Here is a 24,940-nt window from a genome sequence, read left to right as displayed (position 1 = left end):
CCGGGCCGAGGACTCGACAGGCTCTGAGGGGAGACTGTGCCCCCGCTGCACTGCGCGGCGAGGCGCAATGCAGCGGGGACGCAGGGGTGCTACTTGACGTCGGATTCCTTGTAGTAGCCCGAATCGATGAGTTCCTTCTGGAAGTTGTCCTTGGTGATGATGACGGACTTCAGGAGGAATGCCGGGACGACCTTGACCTTGTTGTTGTAGGTCTTGGTGTCGTTGGTTTCCGGCTCGGTGCCCTTGAGAACGGCGTCAACCATCTTCACGGCCTGCGCGCCGAGCTGGCGGGTGTCCTTGAAGATCGTGGAGTACTGCTCGCCGGCGACGATGGACTTCACGGAGCCCTTCTCTGCATCCTGGCCGGTAACCACGGGGAGGTTTCCAGTGGAGTAGCCGCCCGTGCTGGTCAGTGCCGAGATGATGCCGATGGACAGGCCATCATACGGGGACAGGACGCCGTCCAGCTTGGTGCCGGAGCTGTAGGCGGACGTGAGGATGTCTTCCATGCGCTTCTGGGCTACGGGTGCCTGCCAGCGGAGGATGGCTGCCTGCTCGAACTTGGTCTGGCCGCTGGGGACCTTCAAGGTGCCCGCATCCATGTACGGCTTAAGCGTGTCCATGGCGCCGGTCCAGAAGAAGTTGGCGTTATTGTCGTCCGGGCTTCCGGCGAACAGCTCAACGTTGAACGGGCCCTTGCCCTCAACCTTTTTGCCGCTGGCATCAAGCAGGCCCAGGCCGGTCAGCAGCGAGGTGGCCTGCTGGACGCCCACGGTGTAGTTGTCGAATGTGGTGTAGTAGTCCACGTTCGGGGTGCCGTTGATGAGGCGGTCATACGCGATGACCTTGACGTTCTGTTCCTTGGCCTTGGCCAGGACGTCGGTGAGCGTGGTGCCATCGATGGCTGCAATGATGAGCGCCTTGGCACCCTTGGTCAGCATGTTCTCAATCTGGGAAACCTGAGTGGGAATGTCATCGTTGGCGAACTGGAGGTCCGTCTTGTAGCCAAGGTCCTTCAGGGACTTTTCGACGTTGGCGCCGTCAGCGATCCAGCGCTCGGACGTCTGGGTTGGCATCGAAATGCCAACCAGGGAGTCGCTGGGATTTGCACTGCTGGTGGACTCGGCCGCGCCTCCGCGGCTGCCGCAGCCCGTGGCTCCAACAGTCAAGGTAAGGACAACCGCTACGGCGCCCAGGAGTTTCTTCAATCTCACGATGCTCTCCTTCCGCGGCAGCATTGCCGCGAACTCTGATGCAGCCGGAGCATCTGCGCGTCCGGCACGGTAAAGCTGGATTGGCCTGTGGGCGGGGGGCGACACGGGCCAGTGTGAAAGGTGGTGCGAATGCCATTGTGAACGCTAACAATACTGCCGGTCAAGTGCTCTGGATCACGAAATGATTGCGGATCCGAACCCCTCCCGGCACTCTTGACTTGAAACGTTGTGAGCGTTCACAATTGGGCGGCCTTGCGTTCGGAGGGAATCAAAAAGCCCGGCACCGCCTTGTGGGCAGTGCCGGGCCGGTGTTCCTCCGTGATGGCGGGGAGGAACTCTTCCCTGCTGGGAACAGGGAGTTAGAGACGGGTGTCGAACGAGTCGCAGAAGACGTTTTGGTTGAACGTTCCTTGGAATTCGGATTTGCCCTGGATTTTCCGGATGGTTGCGCGAATGGCCTCGCGCGTTCCTGCGTGGGCGTGGATGGCCGTCTTGACCATGGGCACGTCGATCAGGTGGTTTGGCTGGTTCAAAGAGACGAACACGGTGGGAACTTCCGTGGTGTACCAGGGAATCTCGGCAGCCATCGGCGAAGACCACTTGATCCGAATCGAAGCCTCTTGCGCGAAGCCCTTCACATTGGCGAAGACGAAAGCGGCGTCAAACCTGTCCGCGTAGTCGCCCGTGGCTTCCTCGGACAAAACCCGCATGAAGTTCATGCCGGGCTCCCCTGCTGCTTCGCGCTGCTCGGCGGTCTTGAACACGCTGACCTCGAAACCTGCCGCTTCCAGCTCTTCCCGGACGGTGTCCAGGTACGCGAGCGGATCAGCCCGCGTGAAGTCGGCGCCACCTGAGATGCCGTAGAGGCGTATCCGGGGATGGGTCTGAGGCGTAATCGGCAGGTTACCAGCCGTGTCCTTCACCAGCGTGACGGTCTTGTCGGCGATGTCGGCGGCGATGGCGCGGTGGGCTTCACTGCCGATCACCGCCAAGGCCTCGGCCGACGGAACCAGCGATTCCCGGGAAGCACGGTGCAGTCCAAGGCTCGCCTTCAAGCCAAGGATCCGCCGCAGCGCATCCTGCAATCGCCCCTCGGTGATCACGCCGGACTTGTAGCCATCCAGCATGTACCCAAAGTCCTCCGATGGGTTCCGGAAGAACAGGAACATGTCGCAGCCCGCGGCGATGGTCGCAGGTACAAGGTCGCGCCGCTTCATCGCCTGCGTCAGACCGACCATCAGCGACGCGTCCGTCAGGACCAGTCCATTGAAGCCGAGCTCTCCGCGCAGCAGATCCTGCAGGAGCTCAGGCGCCAGGGTAGCGGGAAGGATCTCAGCATCGGACAAACCCGGCCGGAAATGCCTGGACACTTCGGGCGCACCAATGTGGCCCACCATGATGGACTGCACTCCGTGCCCGATCATTTCGCGGTACACGTGCCCGTAGCTCTTGTTCCACTCGTCAAAACCGAGGGTGTTGTACGACGTCACCACATGCTGGTCACGCTCATCGATGCCATCGCCCGGGAAGTGCTTCATGGCGCAGACCGTGGGTGATTCGCTGATGCCGTCGAAGTACTCCTTGGCGCGCTCCACCACGATCTCCGGGGCGTTGCCGAACGCCCGCGTGGAGATCACGGTGTTCCGCCAGTTGTAGTGGATATCCACGATCGGCGCGAACGCCCAGTTGCAGCCGAGGGCAGCCGTTTCGACGCCGGCAACCTGGCCCATCTGCCGGGCGATGGACTTGTCAGGGTGCGAGCCCGCCTGCAGGTGAGTGGAAACGAAGGTGCCGTCGTCGCAACTGCCGGCGCCGCCCATTTCCGGGTTGGAGGCAATCAGCAGCGGGATCCGGGTTTTGGACTGGGCATAACGGATGTGTTCCTGCACGGCAGAAGAGGGGCCCGGCCGGTAGCGCATGCCGCCCACATGGAAGTTCTCCAGCACGCCGTCGAGGTACTCCGGCGAATAGTCGTTGTTGTGGTTGATGAACAGCTGGCCGATCTTCTCTTCCAGCGTCATGGAACCGATGGTGCTCTCCACCCACTCCACAGCGGCTTCGTCCAGGTTGAAGGGAGCAGCTTTGAGGTCCACGGAGAACGGTCCGGCCGGCACCTCCACCATCCCGCTCAGGGCCGAGGTCACTTCATTCACGATGTCCTCCACGGATTGGGCAATGTTCACAACCACCCCCGCTTCGTTGTCCTCCAACGGTTCCAGCGTAGCCAGCTGCGAGTCCAGCAACGAGGCCGGCATGAAGTGTCCGGGGCGGGCATTCATGCGCGCGTTCAGCAGCTCTCTGGTGCCGTGCAGATGCACGAACACCACTGACGGATCGGCGCTGCGGATGATGTCCCGGTACGAGCGCTTGAGCGCGCTGCACGCGATGACAAGGGCAGAGTCCGACGCCGGGAATCGCCGTCCGATTTCGGCCAGCCACGGTGCGCGGTCGTCGTCGTTCAGCGGAGTACCCGAGGCCATCTTGTCGATGTTCGACTGCGGGTGCAGCGAATCGCCGTCGAGAAATTCGGCGCCAAGCCGCTCGGCGAGGGCGGCACCAATGGTGCTCTTGCCGCAGCCGGCCACGCCCATCACCACGATGTGGTGGCGAAGGTTCACATCACCAATCATGAACAGTGCCGTCCACGAGGCGGTTGTAGGGCAGGTAGGCCTGCTGGTACGGGAACGCCAGGGCGGCTTCCTCGTTGAATTCGACGCCGATACCGGGGTTGTCGCCGGGGTGCAGGTAGCCGTCCTTGAACGTCATGGACTGCTGGAAGACCTCGTTGGTCTTGTCTGAGTGCTGCATGTATTCCTGGATGCCGTAGTTGTGGATGGCCAGGCCAACGTGCAACTGGGCGGCGAAACCCACTGGGGAGATGTCCGTGGGGCCGTGGAAGCCGGACTTGATCTGATACTGGGCCGCGAAGTCCATGACCTTCTTCAAAGGTGAAATACCGCCGAAGTGCGTGGAAGCTGCTCGGACGTAGTCGATGAGCTGTTCCTTGATGAGGGTCTGGAAGTCGAACACGGTGTTGAAGATTTCGCCGATGGCCAGCGGAGTGGTGGTGTGCTGGCGGACCAGGCGCAGGCCTTCCTGATTCTCGGCCGGGGTGCAGTCCTCCAGCCAAAAGAGGTCGTACGGCTCCAGGGCTTTGCCGAGCTTGGCTGCCTGGATGGGCGTCATCCGGTGGTGGCCGTCGTGCAGCAGCGGGATCTCCGGGCCGAACTCGTTCCGGACCGCTTCAAAGACGGTGGGCAGGTGGCGAAGGTAGGCCCGGGTATCCCAGTCTTCTTCCTGCGGGAAAGCGCCGCGGCCTGCGGGCTCGTAGTCGTAACGTTCACCCGAAGCCTGGGCCTGGGCGGCCACTCCATAGACGGCCTTAATGCCGGGGATCGCGGTCTGGATGCGGATGGACTTGTAGCCCAGCTCCAAGTGCTCGCGGACAGAGTCGAACAGCGAGGGAATGTCAGCACCCGAGGCGTGGCCGTAGGCACGCAGCCCGTTGCGGGACGCACCACCGAGCAACTGGTACACCGGCATGCCGGCGATCTTGCCCTTGATGTCCCACAGCGCCATATCGACGGCGGCAATGGCCGCCATGGTGACCGGGCCGCGGCGCCAGTACGAGCTGCGGTAGAGGAACTGCCAGGTGTCCTCGATCCGGTGCGGATCCTTGCCGATCAGCAGCTGCGCGACGTGCTCCTTGAGGTAAGCGGCAACCGCGAGTTCACGGCCGTTGAGAGTCGCGTCTCCAATGCCCGTTACACCGTCCTCCGTGGTGATGCGGAGGGTAACGAAGTTGCGGGAGGGGCTGGTCACGAAGACGTCAGCGGCAATGATTTTCACAGCTTTTCCTTTCGGGATCGGGCTGAGTAGAGGGGTGCACTCTCATTGGGATGCGACGTGCGCCCAGGGTTTACATACGATGTTAGGTTGGATTGCCATGATTGGCAACCGGTTGCCTTTAAGAGGAATAATGCGCGTTGGGAGCGGTTAGTGCCGGGAATGATCCAGCGCTGAAGAACGGTCACCGGCCTGGGCCTGAACACTCGGCCCACCCCCTTGGCCAGGAGCCTCATCGCCGGACCCTTCGAGTCTCCGGCGGGCCCTGATCTCCCCGACAATCCGGGCGTGCAGCGAATCTGTGAGCTTGTATTTGAGCATGACGACAATGGCCAGGATGGTCATCACGGCCGGAAGGGCGCCCGCCGCGAACTGGATTCCAGACAAGGCTTCAGCGGTCTGGACAGCCCCCGACTTGTATCCTCCGACAGCGAGGCAATAGGCGGCCAGGGCGCCACCAACAGCCTGGCCCGTCTTCCGCGTGAAGGAGAACAGCGCATAAGTGATTCCTTCGGTGCGTACGCCCGTCTTCCACTCGCCGTACTCCACCGTGTCTGCCTCCAAGGCCCACACCACGATGTTCACGGCCATGACGCCCATCAGGCTGATCACCAGACCAGAGAATCCAACCCAGACCATGGAGGAAGGCGAGAGGAAGACGATGATCCCACCCGCCATGGACAGGGCTCCCGCCGTGATGTAGACGTTCTTCTTGCCGAGCTTGTGGACCAACCGCGGCATGAGGGGTGCCAGGGCCAGCGTCATGACCAGCTGGACGATTGCCAGCACCGGGTAGAGATCCAAGCGGCCCAGGACGTCGCGCAGGTAGTACAGCTGCACGGAGGACAAGGCCATGTAGCCGGTCAGGAAGAGGAAGCTGCTCAGGCACAGCATCAGCAGAGGGCGGTTGGTCTTCAGAGTATCCATGCTCTGCTTGAAGGAAACGTTGGGCACCGAACGGTGAACGCGTTCCTTGGCAGTGAGGACGGTGAAGAAGTACAGCGCCGCACCGATCACCACAAAAGCCAGCGTGATGGTGGTGAACGTGGACTGGAGATCCGCGCCGGGCTTGATCAGTGGAGCCACGAAGATTCCCAGGGCGGAACCGACCAGCAGCGCCCCCACCGTGCGGGCCGAGCCAAGCTTGGCCCGGTCCCCCGGATCCTGGGTCATCGCTCCGGCCAGCGACCCGTAGGGAATGTTGACCAAGGAATACGCCAGGCCAAGGGCCGCGTACGTCACGTAGGCGTAGAGCAAAGTTCCCGTTTCGCCCAGCTGCGGCACGGAAAACGTGGCCACGCTGAGGAGCAGCAACGGGATGGAACCGAACATGATGAACGGACGGAACTTCCCAAAGCGTTTGCTGTAGCTCCGGTCCACCATCCGTCCGGCGAAAACATCGGCGAAGGCGTCGAAGATCCTGACCACCAGGAGCAGGGTGCCTGCCGCGGCAGCCGAGATTCCAGCAACATCCGTGTAGTAAACCAACAGGAACATGGTGGCAGTGGTGAAGGCGAGATTATTGGCGGCGTCGCCGGCACCATAGCCGGCGATGCTGAGTTTGCTGAGCTTTTTCAATGCGGGCTCCTTTACCCTTCGCGTCATTGCGGTCCGAGTCGACTCGACAGTGGATCACTGGAACTGGCGGCTCGGTTGTGCAGCTGTTGTAAGCCTAATCACTTTGGCAAGGTTTTGGCAATCGGTTGCCGCAGTATTTCCTTGAAAGTTTTACACCTGTTTCAGCGCGCTGCCCGGTTAAACGCCGGCGGCCCAAGTTGCCGGTGAACTCCGGACAGCCTGGGCACGCAATCGGGTGCCGAATCCTAAAAAAGCCCTACGCCGCGGTGCCTGTCTTCGCGGGAACCACAGAAGCGAAGCCTGCGCTGAGCTTCTGGATGAGCTCCACAACCGCGGGATCCCCGGCAAGCCCGGTATCAAGCAACGCCACAAGGGCAGCGGTACGCTCGACGCCGGAAAGCCGGCTGGCCTCAGCGACGGCATCCGATTGCGGGTCCTGCAGCCCGGGATTGCCCGCCACAAATGCGACCCACACCGCGATCATCCTGGCAGCACCCTCACCGCTCCGGCCCGCATCACGCTCAGCGCGGAGCACGGGGATGGCCCGCATCCGCAACTTGGTGCTGGCGTCCATCGCGATCTGGGCCAAATGGTGCGCGATCCGTGAGTTGCCAAAGCGCTCCAGCAATGCGGCCCGGTACTCGGGAATCCGCAACTCTTCGCCGGAAAGATGGCGGGAGGCTTCTTCCCAGAACTCCTCCACCGCGTCGCGGCACACAGCATCGGCCAGTGCTTCGGCCACAGTGGTATGCCCACGCAACTGACCGGCATAGGCCAGGATGGAGTGGGCTCCATTGAGGAGCCACAGTTTGCGGTTCTCGTAGGGCTCGATGGCGTCCACGAACACAGCACCGGCATCTTCCCACCGTGGTCGTCCGGCGGGGAAATCACCGCTGAGAACCCAGTTGTGGAAAGGCTCTGTAACCACCGGCGCTTCATCCCTGTACCCGCACCTTTCAGCCACCAAGGCGAGGTCTGCCTCGGTGGTGCGCGGCGTGATCCGGTCCACGGACGTGCTGACGAAACTGACGTTGGCTTCGATCCAGGCGGCAAGCCCTGCATCGAACGGGTGGGCAATGTCCAGCACGCCCTTCCGTGCGACTTTCCCGTTGTCCGAGAGGTTGTCGCAGGAAACGATGGCGAGGGGACCGGCGTCGGCGTCCCTGCGTGCGGCGAGGCCACGGACCAAGCGACCCAACGGCGTCGTGGGTTTTTCACCGGAAACCAGCAGCGGAACGTCGTTGGCGCCGAATGCGTAGGCTGCCTCCGTGATGGTCAGCGTGACCACAGCCGTCCCCGACGACGCCAGCAGTTCCACCAAACGGTCCACGTTGGCGCCATCGACGGCCTCGACGATACTCCCCACCGTCTCAAAGGAATCGCCCGCATCCGAGCGTTCCACCACCGTGAACAGTCCGTCTTGGGCGGCGAGGACTTCGGCGGCGTCCGGGCGGCGGCCAGTGAACGCGGCAATGCCCCACTCCCCCGCGTCGCCGGCATGCTGCGTGTACCACGCCTGGTGTGAACGGTGGAAGGCGCCCAAGCCAAGATGCACCATCCGGACTGGCGCTGTGGCAGCGGGCGACACGTCGCGGCTGAGGCGCGGAAGCTCGGCGCTCATAGCTTGAACACCCTGCGGGGCGAGGAATCGACGACGTCGAGGATCAACTCGTGCGCGCGGTCCTCGGTGACGCGGTGCTCGGCCACAAGACGCGCCAGGAAGGACGCTTCGATCCTGCGGGAGGCGTCGTGCCTTGCGGGGATGGAGCAGAACGCGCGGGTGTCGTCGATGAAACCTGAAGAGCGCGAGAAACCGGCGGTCTCGGTAACTGCTGAGCGGAAGCGCAGCATGGCGTCGGGCGCGTCGAGGAACCACCAGGGTGCGCCGATGTAAACAGACGGGTAGAAGCCGGCCAGCGGCGCCAGTTCGCGGGAGAAGACGGTCTCATCCAGCGTGAAGAGCACCAGGTGGAAGTCCTTGGCCGTGCCGAAGTCCTGCAGCAGCGGCCGGATAGCCTCGGTGTAATTCACCGCGAACGGAATGTCGTGCCCGGTGTCGGCGCCGAAGGTCTCGAACGTCGGGCCGTGGTGGTTGCGGTACGACCCCGGGTGGATGGTCATGACCAAGCCGTCCTGCACGGACATGCGGGCCATCTGGTACATCATGTGGGCCTCGAACGCATCGCGGTCTTCAGCTGTCGCCTTGCCGGCGCGCGCCTTCTCAAAGAGGGCTTCGGCTTCGGCAGGATCGAGTTTGAGTGTGGCGGGCGTTCGGACTCCATGGTCCGCGGAGACCGCGCCATGCTCCACAAAATAACGACGGCGGTTTTCCAGGGCTGCGATGTAGCCGGCGTAGCCAGTGACGCCGCCGGCCGCGGTTTCGATGAGCCGGTCTACGTTCGTGTTCCAGTTGGGGTGGGCCACATTCAGGTAGGCATCCGGACGGAAGGTGGGCAAGACCCGCCCGTTGAAGCTGGGGTCCTCGGTGAGGGCTTTATGGCTGGCCAGGTTGTCCAGGGGATCGTCCGTGGTGGCCAGGACTTCGATGTTGAAGTCCTTGAACAGCTGCCGCGGACGGAAGTCCGGCTCCACCAGCTTTGCGGCGATCGCGTCGTAGCTGGCGTCGGCCGGCATCTCGCTGAGGTCGGCGCCGAGCTTGAAAACGTCATCGAACTGGGTGCGCAGCCAGTACCCCGAAGCCGTGCCCTCGAAGAGCGGCCAGGCATCGACGAACTGCCGCCAGATCTCCCGTGATTCCGGAGCCGAAGAGGTTCCGGCCAGCAACTGGTCCATCGGAACACCGTTGGCGTGGATCAGCCGGGTGACGTAGTGGTCGGGGCTGACCAGGAGCGCAGCAGGATCGGGGAAAGGCGTGTTCTGTTCGATGACAGCGGCGTCAACGTGGCCGTGCGGCGAAATGATGGGCAGGTCCTGGACGCGTTCCAGCAGGGAGCGCGCGATGCTGCGGGTTCCGGGATCTGCGGGCAGGAGCCTGTCAGGGTGTGCGGCAATGGACTGTGACATAGGTCAATCTTGCGGTCCGGGTTCCCCTCTTGTCAACCGGTTGCCAAATATTGCCATTTCGTTGCAACCTGCACTGCTCCGTGGCCGGAGAGCTACGCCAGGAGCCTGCCGCTCGAGCCACGCACCACGAGTTCCGTTTCCACCCGGACAGCTTCGTCGGGGGCATCATGGCCCTGCAACATATCCAAAAGGATGGTGACTGCGCGGGTGCCGCACTCCCCCAACGGCGAGCGAACCGTGGTCAGGGCCGGCGTGGTGAAGTCGGCCCCGAAGATGTCGTCGAAGCCAACAATGCTGATCTGGTCCGGGACACGCATCCCGCCGGCCTGGAGTTCCTGCATCAAGCCAATGGCGAGGAGGTCGTTGTAGGTGATCACCGCCGTCGCCCCGCTGTCCAGGACGTCGCGCGCAACCTGCCTGCCGCCGTCGACCGTTGGCTTGGACGACTCCAGGCGGACGGCATCCAGTTTGGACCATTCGCATGCTGCCTTGACGCCCTCCCAACGGCGGGCGGTCATCCACGATTGCTTGGGGCCGGCAACGTAGGCGAGCTTTTCGTGTCCATTGGCCGCCAAGCTGCGAACAGCTTCGCTGATGCCCTTGTTGACGTCCGGGACGACGCAAGGGACACCTCGGATCTCGCGGTTAATGACGGCAACGGGCTTGTCCGCTGCCAGGGCGCGAATGTGGTCATCATCCATGCGTGGGCTGGCCAGGATGAGGCCGTCCACCGTGCTGAGCAGGCGCCGGGCGGCAGTGACTTCAGTCTCCGGCGACTCAGCGGATTCTGCCAGGACCAGCGTGTAATCGCGGGCTGATCCGGTGGTCTCGGCGCCACGGATGATGTCGAAGAACGTGGGGTTGGTGATGTCCGCGACGATCAACCCAATGGTCTGCGTGCGTCCCGTAGGGAGTGCGCGGGCGAAAGGGTTCACCTGGTAGTTCAGTTCCGCTGCTGCGTCCTCGATGATTTTCTGGGTCTTGGCACTGACCCTGCCCGGCTTGCTGAGGGCGCGGGACACCGTGGAGGGGTTCACCCCCGCAAGCTTGGCGATGTCGTAGATGGTGGCGGAGGATTTCTCGCCCCGTCCACGTTTGGCGGGTGCGGTTGCTGCTCCGGGGCTCGTCACGTCGGTCACCGCTCCATCGTAGACCTCGTGGCAACAAAACAGGCCGGTTGCCAAAGAATGGTGGCAGCCGGCCTGTTCCGAAGGAGTCAGGAGCGCTCGGGGAACTTGCCTTCTTCGCTGATTCGCTTGTTCAACTCCTGCAGGAATTCATCCTCGTCGAAGTCCAGGGAGACTTCCTTGCCGGTCCAGCTGGAGAGGTGGATGGCGTTGGCGAGGCGGACACCGTTGATGCCGTCCGATCCCGGGGCGAGCAGCGGGGTGCCGTCCAGGATGTTGGCAGCAAAGTTCTCCAGGACGCCGGCGTGCTGGCCACCCCAGACAGATTCGAACTCGATGACCTCGGTGCTGTAAAACTCGTCGCGGTTCAGTTGGCCCATGAAGAGCTTCCGGACATCGTCCATGTCCATGGAATCGCTGAGTTCGCGTTCCGGCTTGACCAGGCGCGTTACCGTGGCAACCTTGCTGTCTTCCACCACGATCTTGCCTTGGTCGCCCAGGATTTCGAAGCGGTCGGTTCCCACGATGTCGTGGGTGGCTGTCACGAAAACGCCCGTGGCGCCGTCGCCATAATCAACTACTGCGGTGACCTCATCCTCGACGGCGATGTCGCGGCGGAAACCGTACGCCACCTTGGAGTACACGGACTTGGGGACGCCGCAGATCCACTGCCAGAGGTCCAGCTGGTGCGGTGCCTGGTTGACCAGGACTCCGCCGCCTTCGCCGCCCCACGTTGCGCGCCACTCACTGGAGTTGTAGTAGCCCTGCGGTCGCCACCAGTTGGTGATGATCCAGTTGGTGCGCCGGATACTGCCGATCTCGCCGTTATCAACGATTTCCTTGAGCCTCTTGTACAGCGGGTTGTTGCGCTGGTTGAACATGATGCCGAAGGAAAGCTCCGGCTTGGATGCAGCGAACTCGTTCAGTTCCTTGACCTGCTTGGTGTACACCCCGGCAGGCTTCTCCACCAGCGCGTGGATGTTGCGCTTGAGCGACTCAATGCCCATCTCGGGATGCAGGAAGTGGGGGACGCAGGTGACAATTGCGTCCACGGAGCCGCTTTCAAGCATCGCCAGGTAGTCGTCGTAGAACGGAACGCCCGGATACTGGGATGCTGCCAGTTCCTTCTTGGCGGGATCGACGTCGCAGATGGCGCCGATCTCCATGTTGGTGACGGTGCCGTCCTTGATGAACCTGGCGTAGGCGCCACCCTGCTGGCCCAGGCCGATGATGCCGAGGCGTACTTTCTTGCTCATGAATGCATTCTCCTGTGGTGAATAATCTAGAAAAGGTCGGCGTGGCCCATGGCCACCAGGTTGTCGTACGAGGTCTGGAGGGCATCCCATACAGTGCGGCCGTACAGTTCGTCCTGCTCCACCAAGAGGTACTGGGCGCCGGCGGCCACCGCTGCGGGCACGATTGACGGGAAATCCAGGTTTCCCTCGCCCACCTCAGCGAACTGCACCACGTTCTTGAACTCGGCCATGAAGCCGGGGAAGTCGCCCTTTTCCAGGAGGTCGAAGGACGATTCCGGCATTTGCCCGATCCTGTAATCCTTCAAGTGGACCATTGCTGTGCGTCCCGAGTACTTTTCAAGTGTCCGGACCGGGTCCAGCCCGCCGCGCTGAACCCAGTGCACGTCGATTTCCATGCCCATGGCCGGAGAGTTTTCCGCGATGATGTCCAGCATGTATTTGCCGTCGAACTTCGCAAACTCGATGTGGTGGTTGTGATAGTAGAGACTGATGCCCTGCTCCTGGAGCCGCTCGGCATAACCGTTTGCCTGCTTGGCGAAGTCAACCACGGCCTCCAGGGACTTCATGGCCCCGAACGGCAGCATGCCAATCCGCAGCAGCGAGGTGTCCAGTCGCTTCGCGTCATCCACAATCTTGTCGAAGTTGTCCGCAAGGGATTCGACGGGCATGCCCTTGCGGCCTTCCACATTCACGGAGAGGGCCGCAATATCCATGCCCAGCTCCGAGCGTGAGCGGTCCAACTCGTCAACATTTTCCGGTGTCATGGGGATCTGGGAGATCTCCACCGCGTTGTACCCGATTGCGTTCACTTTCCGCAGGGTCTCAAACGCTCCAACTTCGGCGAAGCTGTCCTTCAACATCATCGCCTGTACGCCTATTGTGGCCACTTTTTCCTCCAAACTTTCCGGCCACAGTTAAGGGGCCGCGTGGGTTCTGCTCGGTGCCGCCGGCCATCAGGCCACGGCACCCGCTTGTTCAATCTGGTTACGTTGGGTGGCCATCAGCCGGTGCCGGTCTGCGCGGCGTTGTTCCTGCCGGTCCGGATCGGGCACGGGCGATGCGAGCAAAAGCCGCTGCGTGTAGGGGTGTTCGGGATCGCGGGTGACGATCTCCGCGGGGCCTTGTTCCACAATTTCGCCGTGGTACATGACGGCCACACGGTGGCTGATGTGCCGCACGACGTCGAGGTCGTGCGAGACGAACAGGTAGGAAACGCCGGTGTCCTTTTGGATCTGCAGGAAGAGGTCCAGCACGCGGGCCTGGGTGGAGAGGTCGAGTGCGCTCACGGGCTCATCGCAGACAATCAGCTTCGGAGACAGGGCAAGTGCCCGGGCAATTGCAACGCGTTGGCGCTGGCCACCGCTGAACTCGCGTGGCAGCCGGTGGATGGCGTCCGTCGGCAGGCCCACCTGGTCCAGGAGTTCCTTGACACGCTTCTTCGCAGCGGTGGGTTCCATGCCCTGCACCCCCAACGGTTCAGCCAGGATGTCGCCGATCTCCAACGCCGGGTTCAGCGAGGTGTACGGGTCCTGGAACACCACTTGCAGGTCCCGGCTGAGCGTGCGGCGTTCCTTTCGGGAGGCGTTGCTGATGTCGTTGCCCTCGAAGATCACCTTTCCGGCGGTGACCGGGGCCAGGCCCAGGACGGCGCGGCCAAGGGTGGTCTTGCCCGAACCGGACTCCCCCACCAGGCCCAGGGTTTCGCCCTGGCCGATGGTGATGTTGATGTCCGTCAACGCTCGGAAGGGCTTGGCCCGGAACCGCTTGCTGGGGTACTCCACCACCAGGTTCTCCACTGAGAGGAGCGGGGACTTGTCTGCGGCACTCATGCGACAGGCTCCTTCTGTGCTGCTGATCCAGGCTGTGACACAAGCATGGTCATGGGGGTCTTTCCTTCGAGCATGGATCCCAGCAGGGTCTGCGTGTACGGCTCTTTCGGGTTCCGGAGAATGTCCCGGACCGTGCCTTCTTCCACGAGCCGCCCGTTCTGCATCACGGCCACACGGTCGCAGAGGTCGGCAACAACTCCGAAGTTGTGGGTCACCAGGATCACGCCGATGTTCAGCCGTTGCTGCAGTTCGCGGAGCAGGTCCAACACATCTGCCTGCACGGTGACATCGAGTGCGGTGGTGGGTTCGTCAGCGATCACCAGGTCCGGTTCGCAGCTGATGGCACCGGCAATCAGCACGCGCTGGGCCATTCCGCCGGAGACCTCGTGGGGGTAGGCGTTGAAAGTGCGTTCCGGGTTGGCAATGCCGACGTCGGTGAGCAGCTTGAGCGCACGCTGGCGGGCTTCTGCCTTGGAGATTCCCAGGACACGGACCATGGGCGTGACCAGCTGGTAGCCGATGGTGAATGCCGGGTCAAGGTTGCTCATGGGTTCCTGCGGAATGTAGGAGATCCGCTTGCCACGCAGCTTGGACAGCCGTTCCTGGTTGACGCGGTCATCGCCGGGGGCCACCGTGTAGTTGCCGTCGAACTGGATGGAACCGCCCACAATCCGGGCGTTGTCCGGCAGCAGGCCCAGGATGGAGAACGCGGTCTGGGACTTACCCGAACCCGACTCGCCCACGATGCCAAGGATCTCGCCGCGGTCCACGTGGAAGGAAACATCGTCCACTACCTTCTTGATGGAACCGTCAGCCTGCGGATAGCCGACGCCGAGGTTGGTCACCTTGACCAGGTGGTGCTCGGTTCCGGCGTCGACGGCGGCCACGGACTTCCGTGACTGTCGCGCCTTGGCGGGGTCCGGCGTCGTGCTCGCAGAAGAGACAACCTTCTTGCGGTGCTTGATCTTTTCGCCGTCTTCCAGGGCGTCGCGGATGGCGTTGCCCAGAAGGACCAGTCCTCCGATGGTGAGCGCCATGGCCAGTGCCGGCCAGAGCAGCAGAATCGGGGTGAGGTAGACGTTCTTGAAGCCTTCAGAGAGCATGACGCCCCAGGTGGCTTTGGTGGGATCGCCCAGGCCCAGGAATTCGAGTCCGGACTGGATGGCGATGGCAACCCCGGCGATGGCGGCGGTTTGGATGATGATGGGTGCGCGGACCACGGAGAAGATGTGGCGGGCGATGATGCTCAGGTCCGAAAGACCGGAAACCCGGGCAGCGTCGACGTAGAGCTCGTTGCGGACCGACTGGACTGCGGTCCGGGTCAACCGGAAATACGACGGGCTGATGAGGACACCAAAGGCGATCATGGAAATCCATACCGACGGTCCGAAGGCTGCGCGGATGGTGAGCAGGACGATCAGGCCGGGCAGGCTCATGAGGATGCTGACTACCCAGTTGGAAACGGCCTCGAATTTGCCTGCGTAGTAGCCGGCGATGAGGCCCGCCGGGAGTCCGATGGCGATCGCAACACCCGCACACAAAAGGGCAGACAACAACGTCAGCTGCGCACCGAAGAGCAGGCGGCTCCAGGTGTCGCGTCCTGCACTGTCCGTGCCCAGGATGTTCACTGAATCCGGGGCGGCCAGGGTCTTGGAAATGTTGGCGAAGTTCTCTTCGAAGGGCGCGATCACCGGCGCCAGGATGGCCAGCGCAGCGATCGTCAGCAGGATCACCAGCGAGGCGATGCCCATGGGGTTTTTCAGGAGGCGGCGCATCACGGTGGAACGGACCACCGTGCCGCTCTGGCCTGTCTTGGCCGCAAGGCCGGTGACTGCAGCTGTTGCTGCTGTTGAATCTACGGAGTCGCTCATGAGACACGCACTTTCGGGTTGAGCCAACCATTGAGGATGTCCACCAGGAGGTTCACGACGATGACCACCACCACGGTGTACATCACCACTCCCATGACCACGGGAAGATCGGTTTGGGTGGTAGCGGCAACAGCCAGCGGACCCATGCCCGGGAGGGCGAAGATCTGCTCGATGATCACTACGCCGCCCAGCATGCCGATCAGTTGCAGGCTCAACACCGTCAAGCCTGCAGGTGCCGCGCTGCGGAGCACGTGCTTGAAGAGGATTTCTCGCTCTCCAATGCCGCGGCTGCGCAACGTCCGGACGTAGTCACGCTCAAGCTGTTTGATGACTGCGGAGCGGATCTGCTGTGCGCCGCCAGTCACGCCGTTGATCAGCAAAGCGATCACCGGGAGGGTCATGGAGTAGACCCAGGCCTCCGGCCCCACCTCCGGAGAGATGGTGCTGGTGGCGGGGAAGAAGCCCAGCTGGATGGCCAGGATGGTTACCAGGAACACGCCGATCACATACCCGGGAATGGAGTCCCCCACGATCGCGCCGATCTGGACCACCCTGTCCACCCAGCCGCGCTTCACGGCTGCGGCAACACCGATCAGTGCTGCGCAGATGGCGATCAGGATCATTGCGGTGAAAACCATGGTCATGGTGACCGGGATACGGGTGGCCAGGGAGTTGGCCACCGGCTCCGAGGTGAACCAGGAAGCTCCAAGGTTGCCTGTCAGGGCATCGCCCAGCCAGGCGAAGTAACGGACAAAGAGCGGCTGGTCGAGTCCCAGTTCCTGTTCCTTCAAGGCAACCTGTTCCGGTGTTGCCTGATCGCCCAGGATGTTTTGGGCGATACTTCCGCTGGAGGTGTACAGCAGGGTGAAGGTGAGGACCGAGACTACGAACAACACCACCAGACCACTGCCCAATCTTTTCGCAATGAACTTGATCATGGGTTCCTACTTGGCGGGCGAGTAGTTGTAAATGGATGGAACGGCCTGCTGGACCTGCGGCGTGACGTTCACTTTGTCGTTGTGGTAGTACATCTGGTTCACGCGGAACAGCGGGGCGAACCAAGCCTGTTCCACCACGTACTTGTTAACTTCCTGGGCCAGCTTGCCGGCATCTGCACCACCGGTGCGCACGGCCGCGATCTTGGCCTCCAGCTCGGGGGTGGTGGTCTTGAACGGGTTGTAGAGGGCCTTGGTGGAGACGATCTGGTCGATCGCCACCGTCGGCTGCCCTTGGAAGAGGTTGTAGAAGAGGGCCGGGTACTTCTGGGCGGCAACGTCGGAGGTGAAGGTGTTGGTGATCGCAGCGCCCGGGTTCAGTGTGATTCCCACATCGGAGAGCTGCTGCTTCATGACCGAGATCAGTGTTTCGGCACCAGGGAGGGTGGGAACGTCGATGCTGACCTTGCCCTCGAAGCCGGACTCCTTCAGGAGATCCTTGGCTTTCTGCGGATCGTAGCTGTAGTAGTTCTCCAGCTCTTCCGTCCACGCCCCGCTGTCCTTGCCGAACGGCTGTGAGGTGGGAGTTCCTTGGCCCAGCATGACCTGCTCGAGGATGGTCTTGCGGTCGAAAGCGTGGTTGATGGCCTGGCGGACCTTGACGTTGGCCAGCGCCGGGTTCTTGGTGCCGTCACGGTCCAGCAGCAGGAGCCCGGACCAGTCAACCTGGTTGGTCTCAAGCTTCATCTTGGCGCCCTCGGCCTGCTTGCCGTTCTTCGGGTCCAGCAGGGTGGCGTCGATCTGGCCGGAGACCAGTGCGTTGGTGCGTGCAGTGGGATCCAGGAGGACCTTGAGGGTCAGCTTCTTGTACTTCTGCAGGTCCGTGTTCCAGTAACCTTCACGGGCGGTGAACACCGTCTGCGAGTCCTTCACCGAGGCTGCCTTGTCCATGACGTACGGGCCGGAGCCAACGGGCACGGTCTTGATGGCGTCCGTCCCCAGTGCTGCGGGGCTTCCCATCAGGCCGGCTGCCTGGCTCAGGAAGTACTCCAGTGCTGGCTCTGGTGCGCTCAAGTTGATGTCGATGGTGTCCTCGTCCACCACTGCGATGTCAGATACAGAACTCAACTGGGCCATCTGGGGACCGTTGGCCTTCTTGAAGTGGTCCATATTGGCCTTGGCCGCAGTGGCATCGAACTTGGCGCCATCGCTGAAGGTGACGTCCTTCCGGAGATCCACTGTGAGCTTGGTGTTGGTGTCGTTGTACTTCCACGCCGTTGCAAGCATGGGGCTGAGCTTGCCGTCGGGTTCGCGCAGGATCAGGGAATCGTACGCTGCCTGGTACGGCTGCAGCGCGTGGCCTACGTGGGCCTGTGCCGGGTCCCAGGATGTGAGGTCGCGCAGGGTGCCCAGCGTCAAGGCCGTGACCGTCTTGGTGCCGGGAGTGGAACCGGATCCGGCACCGGCATTCCCGCCGCCACATGCGGTGAGCGCCAGGGAGGCGCTGAGGACGATGGCGGCTGCTGCCGCCTTGGGACCTAACTTCATTGTCGGCTCCTACTGAGTCTTTGCCTGATGCGAGTCAGAGCGGGTGATGTGGCCTGCGCCACATATTTCTGGGTGTGGGATTTACAGTACGGACTTTGTTCGAGCTTGGCAACCGATTGTCAAAAGTTTCTTAAATTGTTGCCAAGCGGCTGCAAGCCTTTATCGAAAGCGATAAATCAGACACGAAAATGGCCGGAACCCCCAACGGTTTCCGGCCCCAATCGCCAAGCGGTTGCACAGATGGCTCAGCCCACCCGCCCGGGCATGTCAGGGTAGCTCTGCGCGTAGATGTCCTTGATGATGCGCAATGACTTCCCAGCCTCCGCCGGGTTGATCCAGAATGGCTCGGGATCTGCCAGCCGGGAATAGAAGTCAGCAATAAGCAACTCGTGTGAGACACCCCAATAGGACCTGCCGCCGGATTCCACCACCCGCTCCGGGATGACGTCCACCGTGCCGTCGGCGTAGGTCACCGTAAGGTCGCCACGCAGGCTGAGGGTTGCTTTCTCGGTCACAACGTCCAACGTCACTGGAGCGTTGATTGCGTTGGCCAGCGTTGCGTAAAAGACACTGCGAGCGCCACCAACATGCTCCGCCACGAACTCCGCAGTGTCATCCACCTCGATCACGCCACCCAACGATCGCGTTGACGCCCGACCTTCCACCTTGGCCACATCGCCCACCAGCCACTGCAACAAGTCGACGGTGTGAATGGCCTGGTTCATCATCAATCCACCGCCACCTTCGGCCCACGTTCCACGCCACGGCCGGCTCCGGTAATAGTCGGCGTCGCGATGCCACATGACGGTGGCCGACGCGCCAACCACCTGGCCCAACCCGCCGTCGTCGAGCATTCTGCGCATGGCTTGCGACGTCGCGTTGTAGCGGTTCTGGAAGCAGACGGCGATTTTGGCCGAGCTCCGCTCAGCCACCTCAATGAGCCGCTTACCTTCTGCCAGCGTGTGCGCCAGCGGTTTTTCCACGATCACATTAACGCCGCGCTCCAGGCAGTCGGCGGCCACTGAGGCGTGGAGGTGGTGCGGCGTACAGACATGTACGACGTCGGGACGCACCTCCTGGAGCATGTCCAGGTAATCCGCGTACCCCGGCACGCCGTGGGCGGCTGACGCCGCCTCCAACCTCCCTGGATCGGTATCGCATACCGCCGCCAACTGGACGCCGGCCAGGGTGGAAATTGCCGAAAAATGGACGGTTGAGATGTCACCGCATCCGATGATTGCCGCTGTAGTCATTCCTGCTCCTTCGAAGGATGATGCTGTCGGGTTTTGCGCTTGTCAGGCGAGGGTGACGTTGCTCTTCGCGGCGAGGCCGGCAAAAGCGCGTGCTGCGACTCCGAAGGCGACGGGGCCCGAGTATCCGCCCAGTTCATGGGCGCTGGCCAGGTGCGGCTCAAGGGAGGCAAAACCGGTGTAGCCATCGGCGGCGAGGGCGCTGATGGTTGCGTCCAATTCGCCGTCGCCTTCGCCCGACGGGACCACTTCGCCAGTGGTGGCAATGGCATCCTTGACTTGCAGGTACTCCAGGTACGGGCGCAGGATGGCGTAGCCCTCGGTGTATGGCTTGACGCCCACCTGGACGAAGTTGGCGTTGTCCCATGCCACTCGGAGCGCTGGTGAGTTGACCGTCTCCATGATGTCCAGGACGCGGTCCGGCGTATCCCCGTAGATGCCCTTCTCGTTTTCGTGCAACAGGACGATGCCGTGTGCCGCGGCTTCTCCTGCCAGCGCAGCCATGCGTTCCATAACGGCCTCGCGGATGTCTTCCTGGCTCTGGCCTTCAGCGCGGTAGAAGGAGAAGATGCGCACGTATTTCGTGTCCAGGGCCTTGGCGACCGAGATAATCTGGCGGAGCCGGGTGATCTCATGCTCCACCGGCAGGCTGACATCCACCTTGCCAATAGGGCTGGCGACGGCGGAAACTTTGAGGCCCTTCCCATCAAGGATGGCCTTGAGCCGCGTCACCGCCTCCTGCTCCAGTTCTGAAACATTGGTGCCCCACGCGCTGCGGACTTCGATGTGGTTCGCTCCGAGGGCCAGCAGCACTGCGGCCTGGATGGCGGGGTCAGGATCTACTTCGTCGCCGAAACCGGACAGGTTCCACACGGCATTGGGTTGAGTCACGAAATCTCCTAGGTGGTCCTGTGGCTTAGTCCCGTGGCCGCACCGCTGGGGGGCTCGGTGACGCAGACCACAGGCAGGTCTTGTTCCCCCGAGTTTAGCCATATTGGCACCGGCTTGACAACCGATTGCCAAAATCTGCCAAGGTGTGGCACTCTAGATCTACGGTGTGGCACTGATCACAGCCGCATGATCCGACGTTCAGAGAGGAACGCCCATGGCGACGCAACCTGTGGCTGCAGGCCGGCCTGCAACCATCCACGACATTGCCGCCCTGTGCGGCGTCGCGGCGTCCACGGTATCCAGGGCCCTCGCCAATCCGGACCGGGTCAATATCCGCACCCGCGAGCGGATCCAAGCCGCCGCCGTCGAACTTAATTACACGCCCAACTCCCAAGCGAAGGCCTTAAGTTCCGGCCGGACCGGCGCCGTGGGTGTCCTGGTCCCGGATATCACCAACCCGTTCTACTTCGACCTCATCCGCGGCACCCAGCTGCAGCTCAAGGCCGCCGGTTACACACAGCTGCTCGTTGACACCGAAGAGTCCGACGAAGTGGAGGCCAGCACGCTGGAGCAACTCCGCAAGAGTGCCGATGGCGTGATTGTGGCCGCATCCCGCCTCAACGACGAGGCGCTTGCCGCTGCCGCCGCACGCATGCCAATGGTCACCGTCAACCGGGACGTCGACGGCGTCCCGGCGGTCATCATCGACACGCCCTCGGCCATGCCCCAGGCCTTGGACCATCTGATTTCCCTGGGCCACACATCCGTGGCCTACGTTTCCGGACCGGCGGTTTCCCAGTCCAGCGCCCGACGATGGGCCGCCTTATCCGCCGCTGCTGAAAGCCGGGGCGTGGACGTTCGCATCATTGGGCCCTTCGCGCCCAAGACACAGTCAGGAGCTGCGGCCGCTGATGCGGCGGTCCACAGCGGAGTCACTGCGTGCATCGTCTTTAACGACCTCATTGCCATCGGCATGCTGCAAAGGCTTCGGGAGCGCGGGCTGCGGGTACCGGAGGACATGAGCATCGTGGGCTGTGACGACATCTTTGGTGCCGACTTCTGCAACCCCCCGTTGACCACCATGAGCTCCCCCATCGAACAGGCGGGACGCGTGGCCGTGTCCATGTTGCTTGCCCAGCTCAACCCGCTGGCCGGGGGCGGAAACCGCAGCCGCTCCGTCATGCCCACCCACCTCACGGTCCGCGGCTCAACGGGCCCGGCCTCCCCCAACTAACTGTCACTTGGGCCATACGCGTGCAACATGGTTGAGCCTTCGTCACACCGCTGACTAGTGTTGGACCATGCGCGAACTCCAGGCCACCATCATTGAGGAAATGGGCGTCCAGCCCCGGATCAATCCTGCGGAGGAGATCCGCAAACGGGTCGCCTTCCTGAAGGATTACGTCAAAGCGACCGGCACCAAGGGCTTTGTCCTGGGCATTTCCGGCGGCATTGACTCGTCCCTAGCCGGCCGCCTCGCCCAGTTGGCTGTCGAGGAACTGGAGGCTGAAGGCGTCGACGCGAACTTCGTTGCGGTCCGCCTCCCCTACGGCATCCAGCACGACGAAGACGATGCCCAAGCAGCCTTGGACTTCATCAAAGCCAAGACCGAGTGGACCTACAACATCTCCCAGGCAGTGGACGGCTTCGAGGAGGAGTTCGAGAAGACCACCGGATCGCCAATCTCCGACTTCCACAAGGGCAACACCAAGGCCCGCGCGCGCATGATCGCCCAGTATGCATTGGCCGGCGAGCACAACTACCTGGTGATTGGAACCGACCACGGCGCCGAGTCCGTGACGGGCTTCTTCACGAAATTCGGCGACGGCGGTGCGGATATCCTGCCGCTGTTCGGCCTGAACAAACGCCAGAACCGCGCCCTCCTCGCCGAACTCGGCGCACCAGCCCGCGTGTGGGAGAAGGTCCCCACCGCCGACCTCCTTGACGGCAAGCCCGGCCGCACCGACGAGGACGAGCTCGGCATCACCTACGACCAGATCGACGACTACCTTGAGGGCCGCGACATCCCCGAGGATGCTGCTGGCCTGATCGAGCAGAAGTACCTCCGGACGCGCCACAAGCGCACTGTTCCGGTCACGATCTTTGATACGTGGTGGAAATAGCCACCGCTTTTTAGAACTAACCACGACGGCGGGTGCCGGCTTCCGAACGGAAGTCCGCACCCGCCGTCGTGCTTTAACCGATCCTCTCTCACCTTTCGACGCTTTCCCGCCGGCCCTCTCTCACCTTTCGACGCTCTCCCGTCATCCCTCTCTCACTTTTCGACGCTTTCCCGCCGGCCCTCTCTCACCCCCTAATTTCAGGGTATTGACGTTGCGATAGTTACCGATATATCGTTAACTATCGCCGATACTCCTTCGGCGTAACTACAACCGAAAGGACGATGCTGTTATGAAAGGCATCAACGAACACGACAACTCATTCCCCGAGCACGACCACGGGCACCCGGAACACGGACACGGACGAGGCCGCTTCAATCGCGGCAAAGGCCGACGCGGCCCGGGCGGACACGGCGGCGGCGGATTTGGTCCCGGCGGCTTCGGACCAGGCTTCGGACCGGGCGGTTTCGGCCCCGGATTCGGGCCGAGGGGCTTCGGTCCCGGCGGTTCACGCCGAGCCAACCGCGGCGACGTCCGCGCAGCGATTCTCTCGCTGCTGGCCGAGGCTCCGTCCAATGGCTATGGCTTGATCAAGACCATCGCCGAGAAGACATCCGGCGCATGGCGCCCCAGCCCCGGTTCGGTCTACCCGACGCTGCAGCAGTTGGTCGACGAAGAACTGATCGTCGCCGTCGGCGAAGGTCGGCGCACCGAATTCACGCTCACTGATGACGGCAAGGCCTACATCGCCGAGCATGAAGAGGAACTCGCCAACGCCTGGAACACTGAGGCCGATGGAACCGGCGCCGCATTGCACCAAAGCGTCGGCAAGCTCATGGGCGTCATCCACCAGTTCCGCGCCGCGGCCACTGACGAACAGCGTCAAGCTGCCATCGAGAAGCTGGACGAAACCCGCAGGGCGCTCTACCTGATCCTGGCTGACTAGTGATCGCCACAGTCCCCTTGACCTTGACGTAGCGTCAACCTCTACTGTCGAAGAACAAGGCTAGGACGGAGGACTGATGGACTGGTCAATCCAGGAAATCGCAAAGATCGCAGGCACCACCAGCCGCACGTTGCGTCACTACGACGACATCGGGTTGCTAAAGCCAAGCCGGACCGGCCATAACGGCTACCGCCACTATGACGGTCCGGCCCTGGTGCAACTCCAGCGCATCCTCCTGCTACGGGAACTAGGGCTTGGCCTCCCAGCCATCGCCGAGGTTCTCAACCGCGAGACGGACACCGTCAAAGCGCTGAGCAGCCATCTTGACTGGCTCGCCCAGGAGCAGGACCGGCTGACCCGGCAGATCGCCTCCGTTCGGCAAACCATCGACACAATGAAAGGGGATGGAAAGTACATGGCACAGGACATGTTTGACGGCTTCGACCACACTCAATACAAAGACGAGGTGGAGGAGCGCTGGGGCAAGGATGCTTACGCCGCCAGTGACTCTTGGTGGCGCGGCATGAGCGCCGATGAGAAGCAGCAGTGGAAAGATCGCGTCCAGAAGCTGGGCTCGGACTGGATTTCGACCGCCGAATCCGGAGTCTCGCCGGATAGCGACGAGGCGCAGGACCTGGCGCGGCGTCACGTTGAGTGGCTCAGCGGCATCCCGGGAACCCCGACGGCGGCACCTGGCGGTGACGTCAAGGGTTACGTCACGGGACTCGGAGAAATGTACGTTGCAGATCCGCGGTTCGCGGCCAACTACGGCGGGGAATCAGGGGCGACATTCGTCCGCGACGCGCTGCGGATTTACGCAGAACAGAACCTGTAGACGGCCGGGATGCGCCGAACAGGGTTAGGCAATAGTCTGACCGAATGGGTACAAGCACCGTAAAGTCCGGCGAACAGGTTGACAGACAAAAACGCATCCTCGATGCAGCCTTGGAACTGCTGTCCCGCCACGGCATTTCGGGCATCAACATGCGCGCGGTGGCGCGTGAAGCCGGCGTCGCACTGGGGCTTGTGAATTACTACTACGCAGACAAACCGAGTTTGATCCGCGCGGTGCTCCACCAGATTGAAGAGCACGACCTCCTCTTGGTGGAGCCAGCGCCTACGTCAACCCCGGACGAGCAACTCCGGGAGTCTCTTCGTCGCGTTGCGGACCCCGGGCTTTTGACCACGCCATACCTATCCCTCCGCCTTCATTTATGGGCCCTCGCCCAGGCGGATGAGGAGTTTGCCCACATCAATGCGGCGGCCTTTGACAGATATCTCCAAGGGCTCGCGGCGTTGATAGGCAATGCCGTTCCCGGGCTGTCCCCTGAGGAATGCCGGGATCGGGCGGCCGACGTCGTCGTTGTGCAAAACGGCATGTGGCTCACCACGCTGCTGGGGATCGACAAAGCAGCCATCGAGCGAGGCATTGCGCGCACGGAAGACATCGCCTTCGCCCCTCGCTGAGCACAACACGTGGGTAGTTCGCCCCATAGCGCCAAGGC

At 62.5% G+C, this 24,940-nt stretch carries 20 protein-coding genes; 5 read left to right on the top strand and 15 right to left on the bottom strand.

The features are described 5' to 3' along the window. Window positions 1–89: 89 nt before the first annotated feature. The 15 genes from chvE to N7568_RS14280 all read right to left on the bottom strand — a co-directional run bounded on the left by chvE (window position 90) and on the right by N7568_RS14280 (window position 20,369). Window positions 90–1,214 (bottom strand): multiple monosaccharide ABC transporter substrate-binding protein, encoded by a 1,125-nt coding sequence (gene chvE, locus N7568_RS14350; protein ID WP_368736520.1) that lies wholly within the window; start codon window positions 1,212–1,214, stop codon window positions 90–92. 359 nt (window positions 1,215–1,573) lie between these two features. Further along, complete coding sequence (locus N7568_RS14345; protein ID WP_261610624.1) at window positions 1,574–3,805, bottom strand: gluconokinase, GntK/IdnK-type; 2,232 nt, start codon at window positions 3,803–3,805, stop codon at window positions 1,574–1,576. Between the two features lie 28 nt (window positions 3,806–3,833). Continuing rightward, on the bottom strand, window positions 3,834–5,063 hold the full coding sequence (manD, locus tag N7568_RS14340) for a D-mannonate dehydratase ManD (RefSeq protein ID WP_261610471.1): 1,230 nt from the start codon (window positions 5,061–5,063) through the stop codon (window positions 3,834–3,836). A gap of 147 nt (window positions 5,064–5,210) precedes the next feature. Next, window positions 5,211–6,638, bottom strand: coding sequence for a glucuronide transporter (gene uidB, locus N7568_RS14335; RefSeq protein ID WP_261610470.1), 1,428 nt, complete (start codon window positions 6,636–6,638; stop codon window positions 5,211–5,213). Window positions 6,639–6,894: 256 nt separating this feature from the next. Continuing rightward, the gene (locus tag N7568_RS14330) at window positions 6,895–8,259 is read right to left on the bottom strand and encodes a mannitol dehydrogenase family protein (protein ID WP_261610469.1); all 1,365 of its coding nucleotides are present in this window, start codon (window positions 8,257–8,259) and stop codon (window positions 6,895–6,897) included. Beyond that, window positions 8,256–9,662: a glucuronate isomerase gene (gene uxaC / locus N7568_RS14325; protein WP_261610468.1), complete on the bottom strand. Its 1,407-nt coding sequence runs from the start codon at window positions 9,660–9,662 to the stop codon at window positions 8,256–8,258. The genes N7568_RS14330 and uxaC overlap by 4 nt, the downstream gene beginning before the upstream one ends. A 92-nt stretch (window positions 9,663–9,754) precedes the next feature. Next, the gene (locus N7568_RS14320; protein ID WP_261610467.1) at window positions 9,755–10,801 is read right to left on the bottom strand and encodes a LacI family DNA-binding transcriptional regulator; all 1,047 of its coding nucleotides are present in this window, start codon (window positions 10,799–10,801) and stop codon (window positions 9,755–9,757) included. Window positions 10,802–10,878: 77 nt separating this feature from the next. Next, window positions 10,879–12,045, bottom strand: coding sequence for a Gfo/Idh/MocA family protein (locus N7568_RS14315; protein WP_261610466.1), 1,167 nt, complete (start codon window positions 12,043–12,045; stop codon window positions 10,879–10,881). Window positions 12,046–12,071: 26 nt separating this feature from the next. Then, window positions 12,072–12,932 (bottom strand): sugar phosphate isomerase/epimerase family protein, encoded by an 861-nt coding sequence (locus N7568_RS14310; protein WP_261610465.1) that lies wholly within the window; start codon window positions 12,930–12,932, stop codon window positions 12,072–12,074. 66 nt (window positions 12,933–12,998) lie between these two features. Continuing rightward, window positions 12,999–13,874: an ATP-binding cassette domain-containing protein gene (locus tag N7568_RS14305; protein ID WP_261610464.1), complete on the bottom strand. Its 876-nt coding sequence runs from the start codon at window positions 13,872–13,874 to the stop codon at window positions 12,999–13,001. Beyond that, window positions 13,871–15,745, bottom strand: coding sequence for a dipeptide/oligopeptide/nickel ABC transporter permease/ATP-binding protein (locus N7568_RS14300; RefSeq protein ID WP_261610463.1), 1,875 nt, complete (start codon window positions 15,743–15,745; stop codon window positions 13,871–13,873). Before N7568_RS14300 ends, N7568_RS14305 begins: the two co-directional genes overlap by 4 nt. Continuing rightward, a complete protein-coding gene (locus N7568_RS14295) occupies window positions 15,742–16,683 on the bottom strand; it encodes an ABC transporter permease (protein ID WP_026542293.1) in 942 nt (313 codons plus the stop codon). The genes N7568_RS14300 and N7568_RS14295 overlap by 4 nt, the downstream gene beginning before the upstream one ends. A gap of 6 nt (window positions 16,684–16,689) precedes the next feature. Beyond that, a complete protein-coding gene (locus tag N7568_RS14290) occupies window positions 16,690–18,228 on the bottom strand; it encodes an ABC transporter substrate-binding protein (protein WP_261610462.1) in 1,539 nt (512 codons plus the stop codon). Window positions 18,229–18,473: 245 nt separating this feature from the next. Further along, window positions 18,474–19,481: a Gfo/Idh/MocA family protein gene (locus tag N7568_RS14285; RefSeq protein ID WP_261610461.1), complete on the bottom strand. Its 1,008-nt coding sequence runs from the start codon at window positions 19,479–19,481 to the stop codon at window positions 18,474–18,476. 42 nt (window positions 19,482–19,523) lie between these two features. After that, window positions 19,524–20,369, bottom strand: coding sequence for a sugar phosphate isomerase/epimerase family protein (locus N7568_RS14280; RefSeq protein ID WP_261610460.1), 846 nt, complete (start codon window positions 20,367–20,369; stop codon window positions 19,524–19,526). A 214-nt stretch (window positions 20,370–20,583) separates the two neighbouring features. On the opposite strand from N7568_RS14280, the gene N7568_RS14275 reads away from it, so the two are divergent. From N7568_RS14275 to N7568_RS14255, 5 genes are all read left to right on the top strand, one after another. Then, window positions 20,584–21,603, top strand: a complete 1,020-nt coding sequence (locus N7568_RS14275) for a LacI family DNA-binding transcriptional regulator (RefSeq protein ID WP_261610459.1) — start codon at window positions 20,584–20,586, stop codon at window positions 21,601–21,603. A 67-nt stretch (window positions 21,604–21,670) separates the two neighbouring features. Next, the gene (gene nadE, locus N7568_RS14270) at window positions 21,671–22,492 is read left to right on the top strand and encodes an ammonia-dependent NAD(+) synthetase (protein ID WP_261610458.1); all 822 of its coding nucleotides are present in this window, start codon (window positions 21,671–21,673) and stop codon (window positions 22,490–22,492) included. A 289-nt stretch (window positions 22,493–22,781) separates the two neighbouring features. Beyond that, complete coding sequence (locus N7568_RS14265; RefSeq protein WP_261610457.1) at window positions 22,782–23,435, top strand: PadR family transcriptional regulator; 654 nt, start codon at window positions 22,782–22,784, stop codon at window positions 23,433–23,435. Window positions 23,436–23,511: 76 nt separating this feature from the next. Further along, entirely contained in the window at window positions 23,512–24,270 is a 759-nt protein-coding gene (locus N7568_RS14260) for a MerR family transcriptional regulator (protein ID WP_261610456.1), read from the top strand. Between the two features lie 44 nt (window positions 24,271–24,314). Continuing rightward, on the top strand, window positions 24,315–24,902 hold the full coding sequence (locus N7568_RS14255; RefSeq protein WP_261610455.1) for a TetR/AcrR family transcriptional regulator: 588 nt from the start codon (window positions 24,315–24,317) through the stop codon (window positions 24,900–24,902). The last annotated feature ends 38 nt before the right edge of the window (window positions 24,903–24,940 follow it).

The sequence above is a fragment of the Paenarthrobacter aurescens genome (genome assembly GCF_025421775.1).
In the GTDB taxonomy this organism is placed as follows: Bacteria; Actinomycetota; Actinomycetes; order Actinomycetales; family Micrococcaceae; genus Arthrobacter; species Arthrobacter aurescens_B.
The sequence above is the reverse complement of the archived record's forward strand: the minus strand, read 5'-3'. Positions and strand labels throughout refer to the sequence as shown.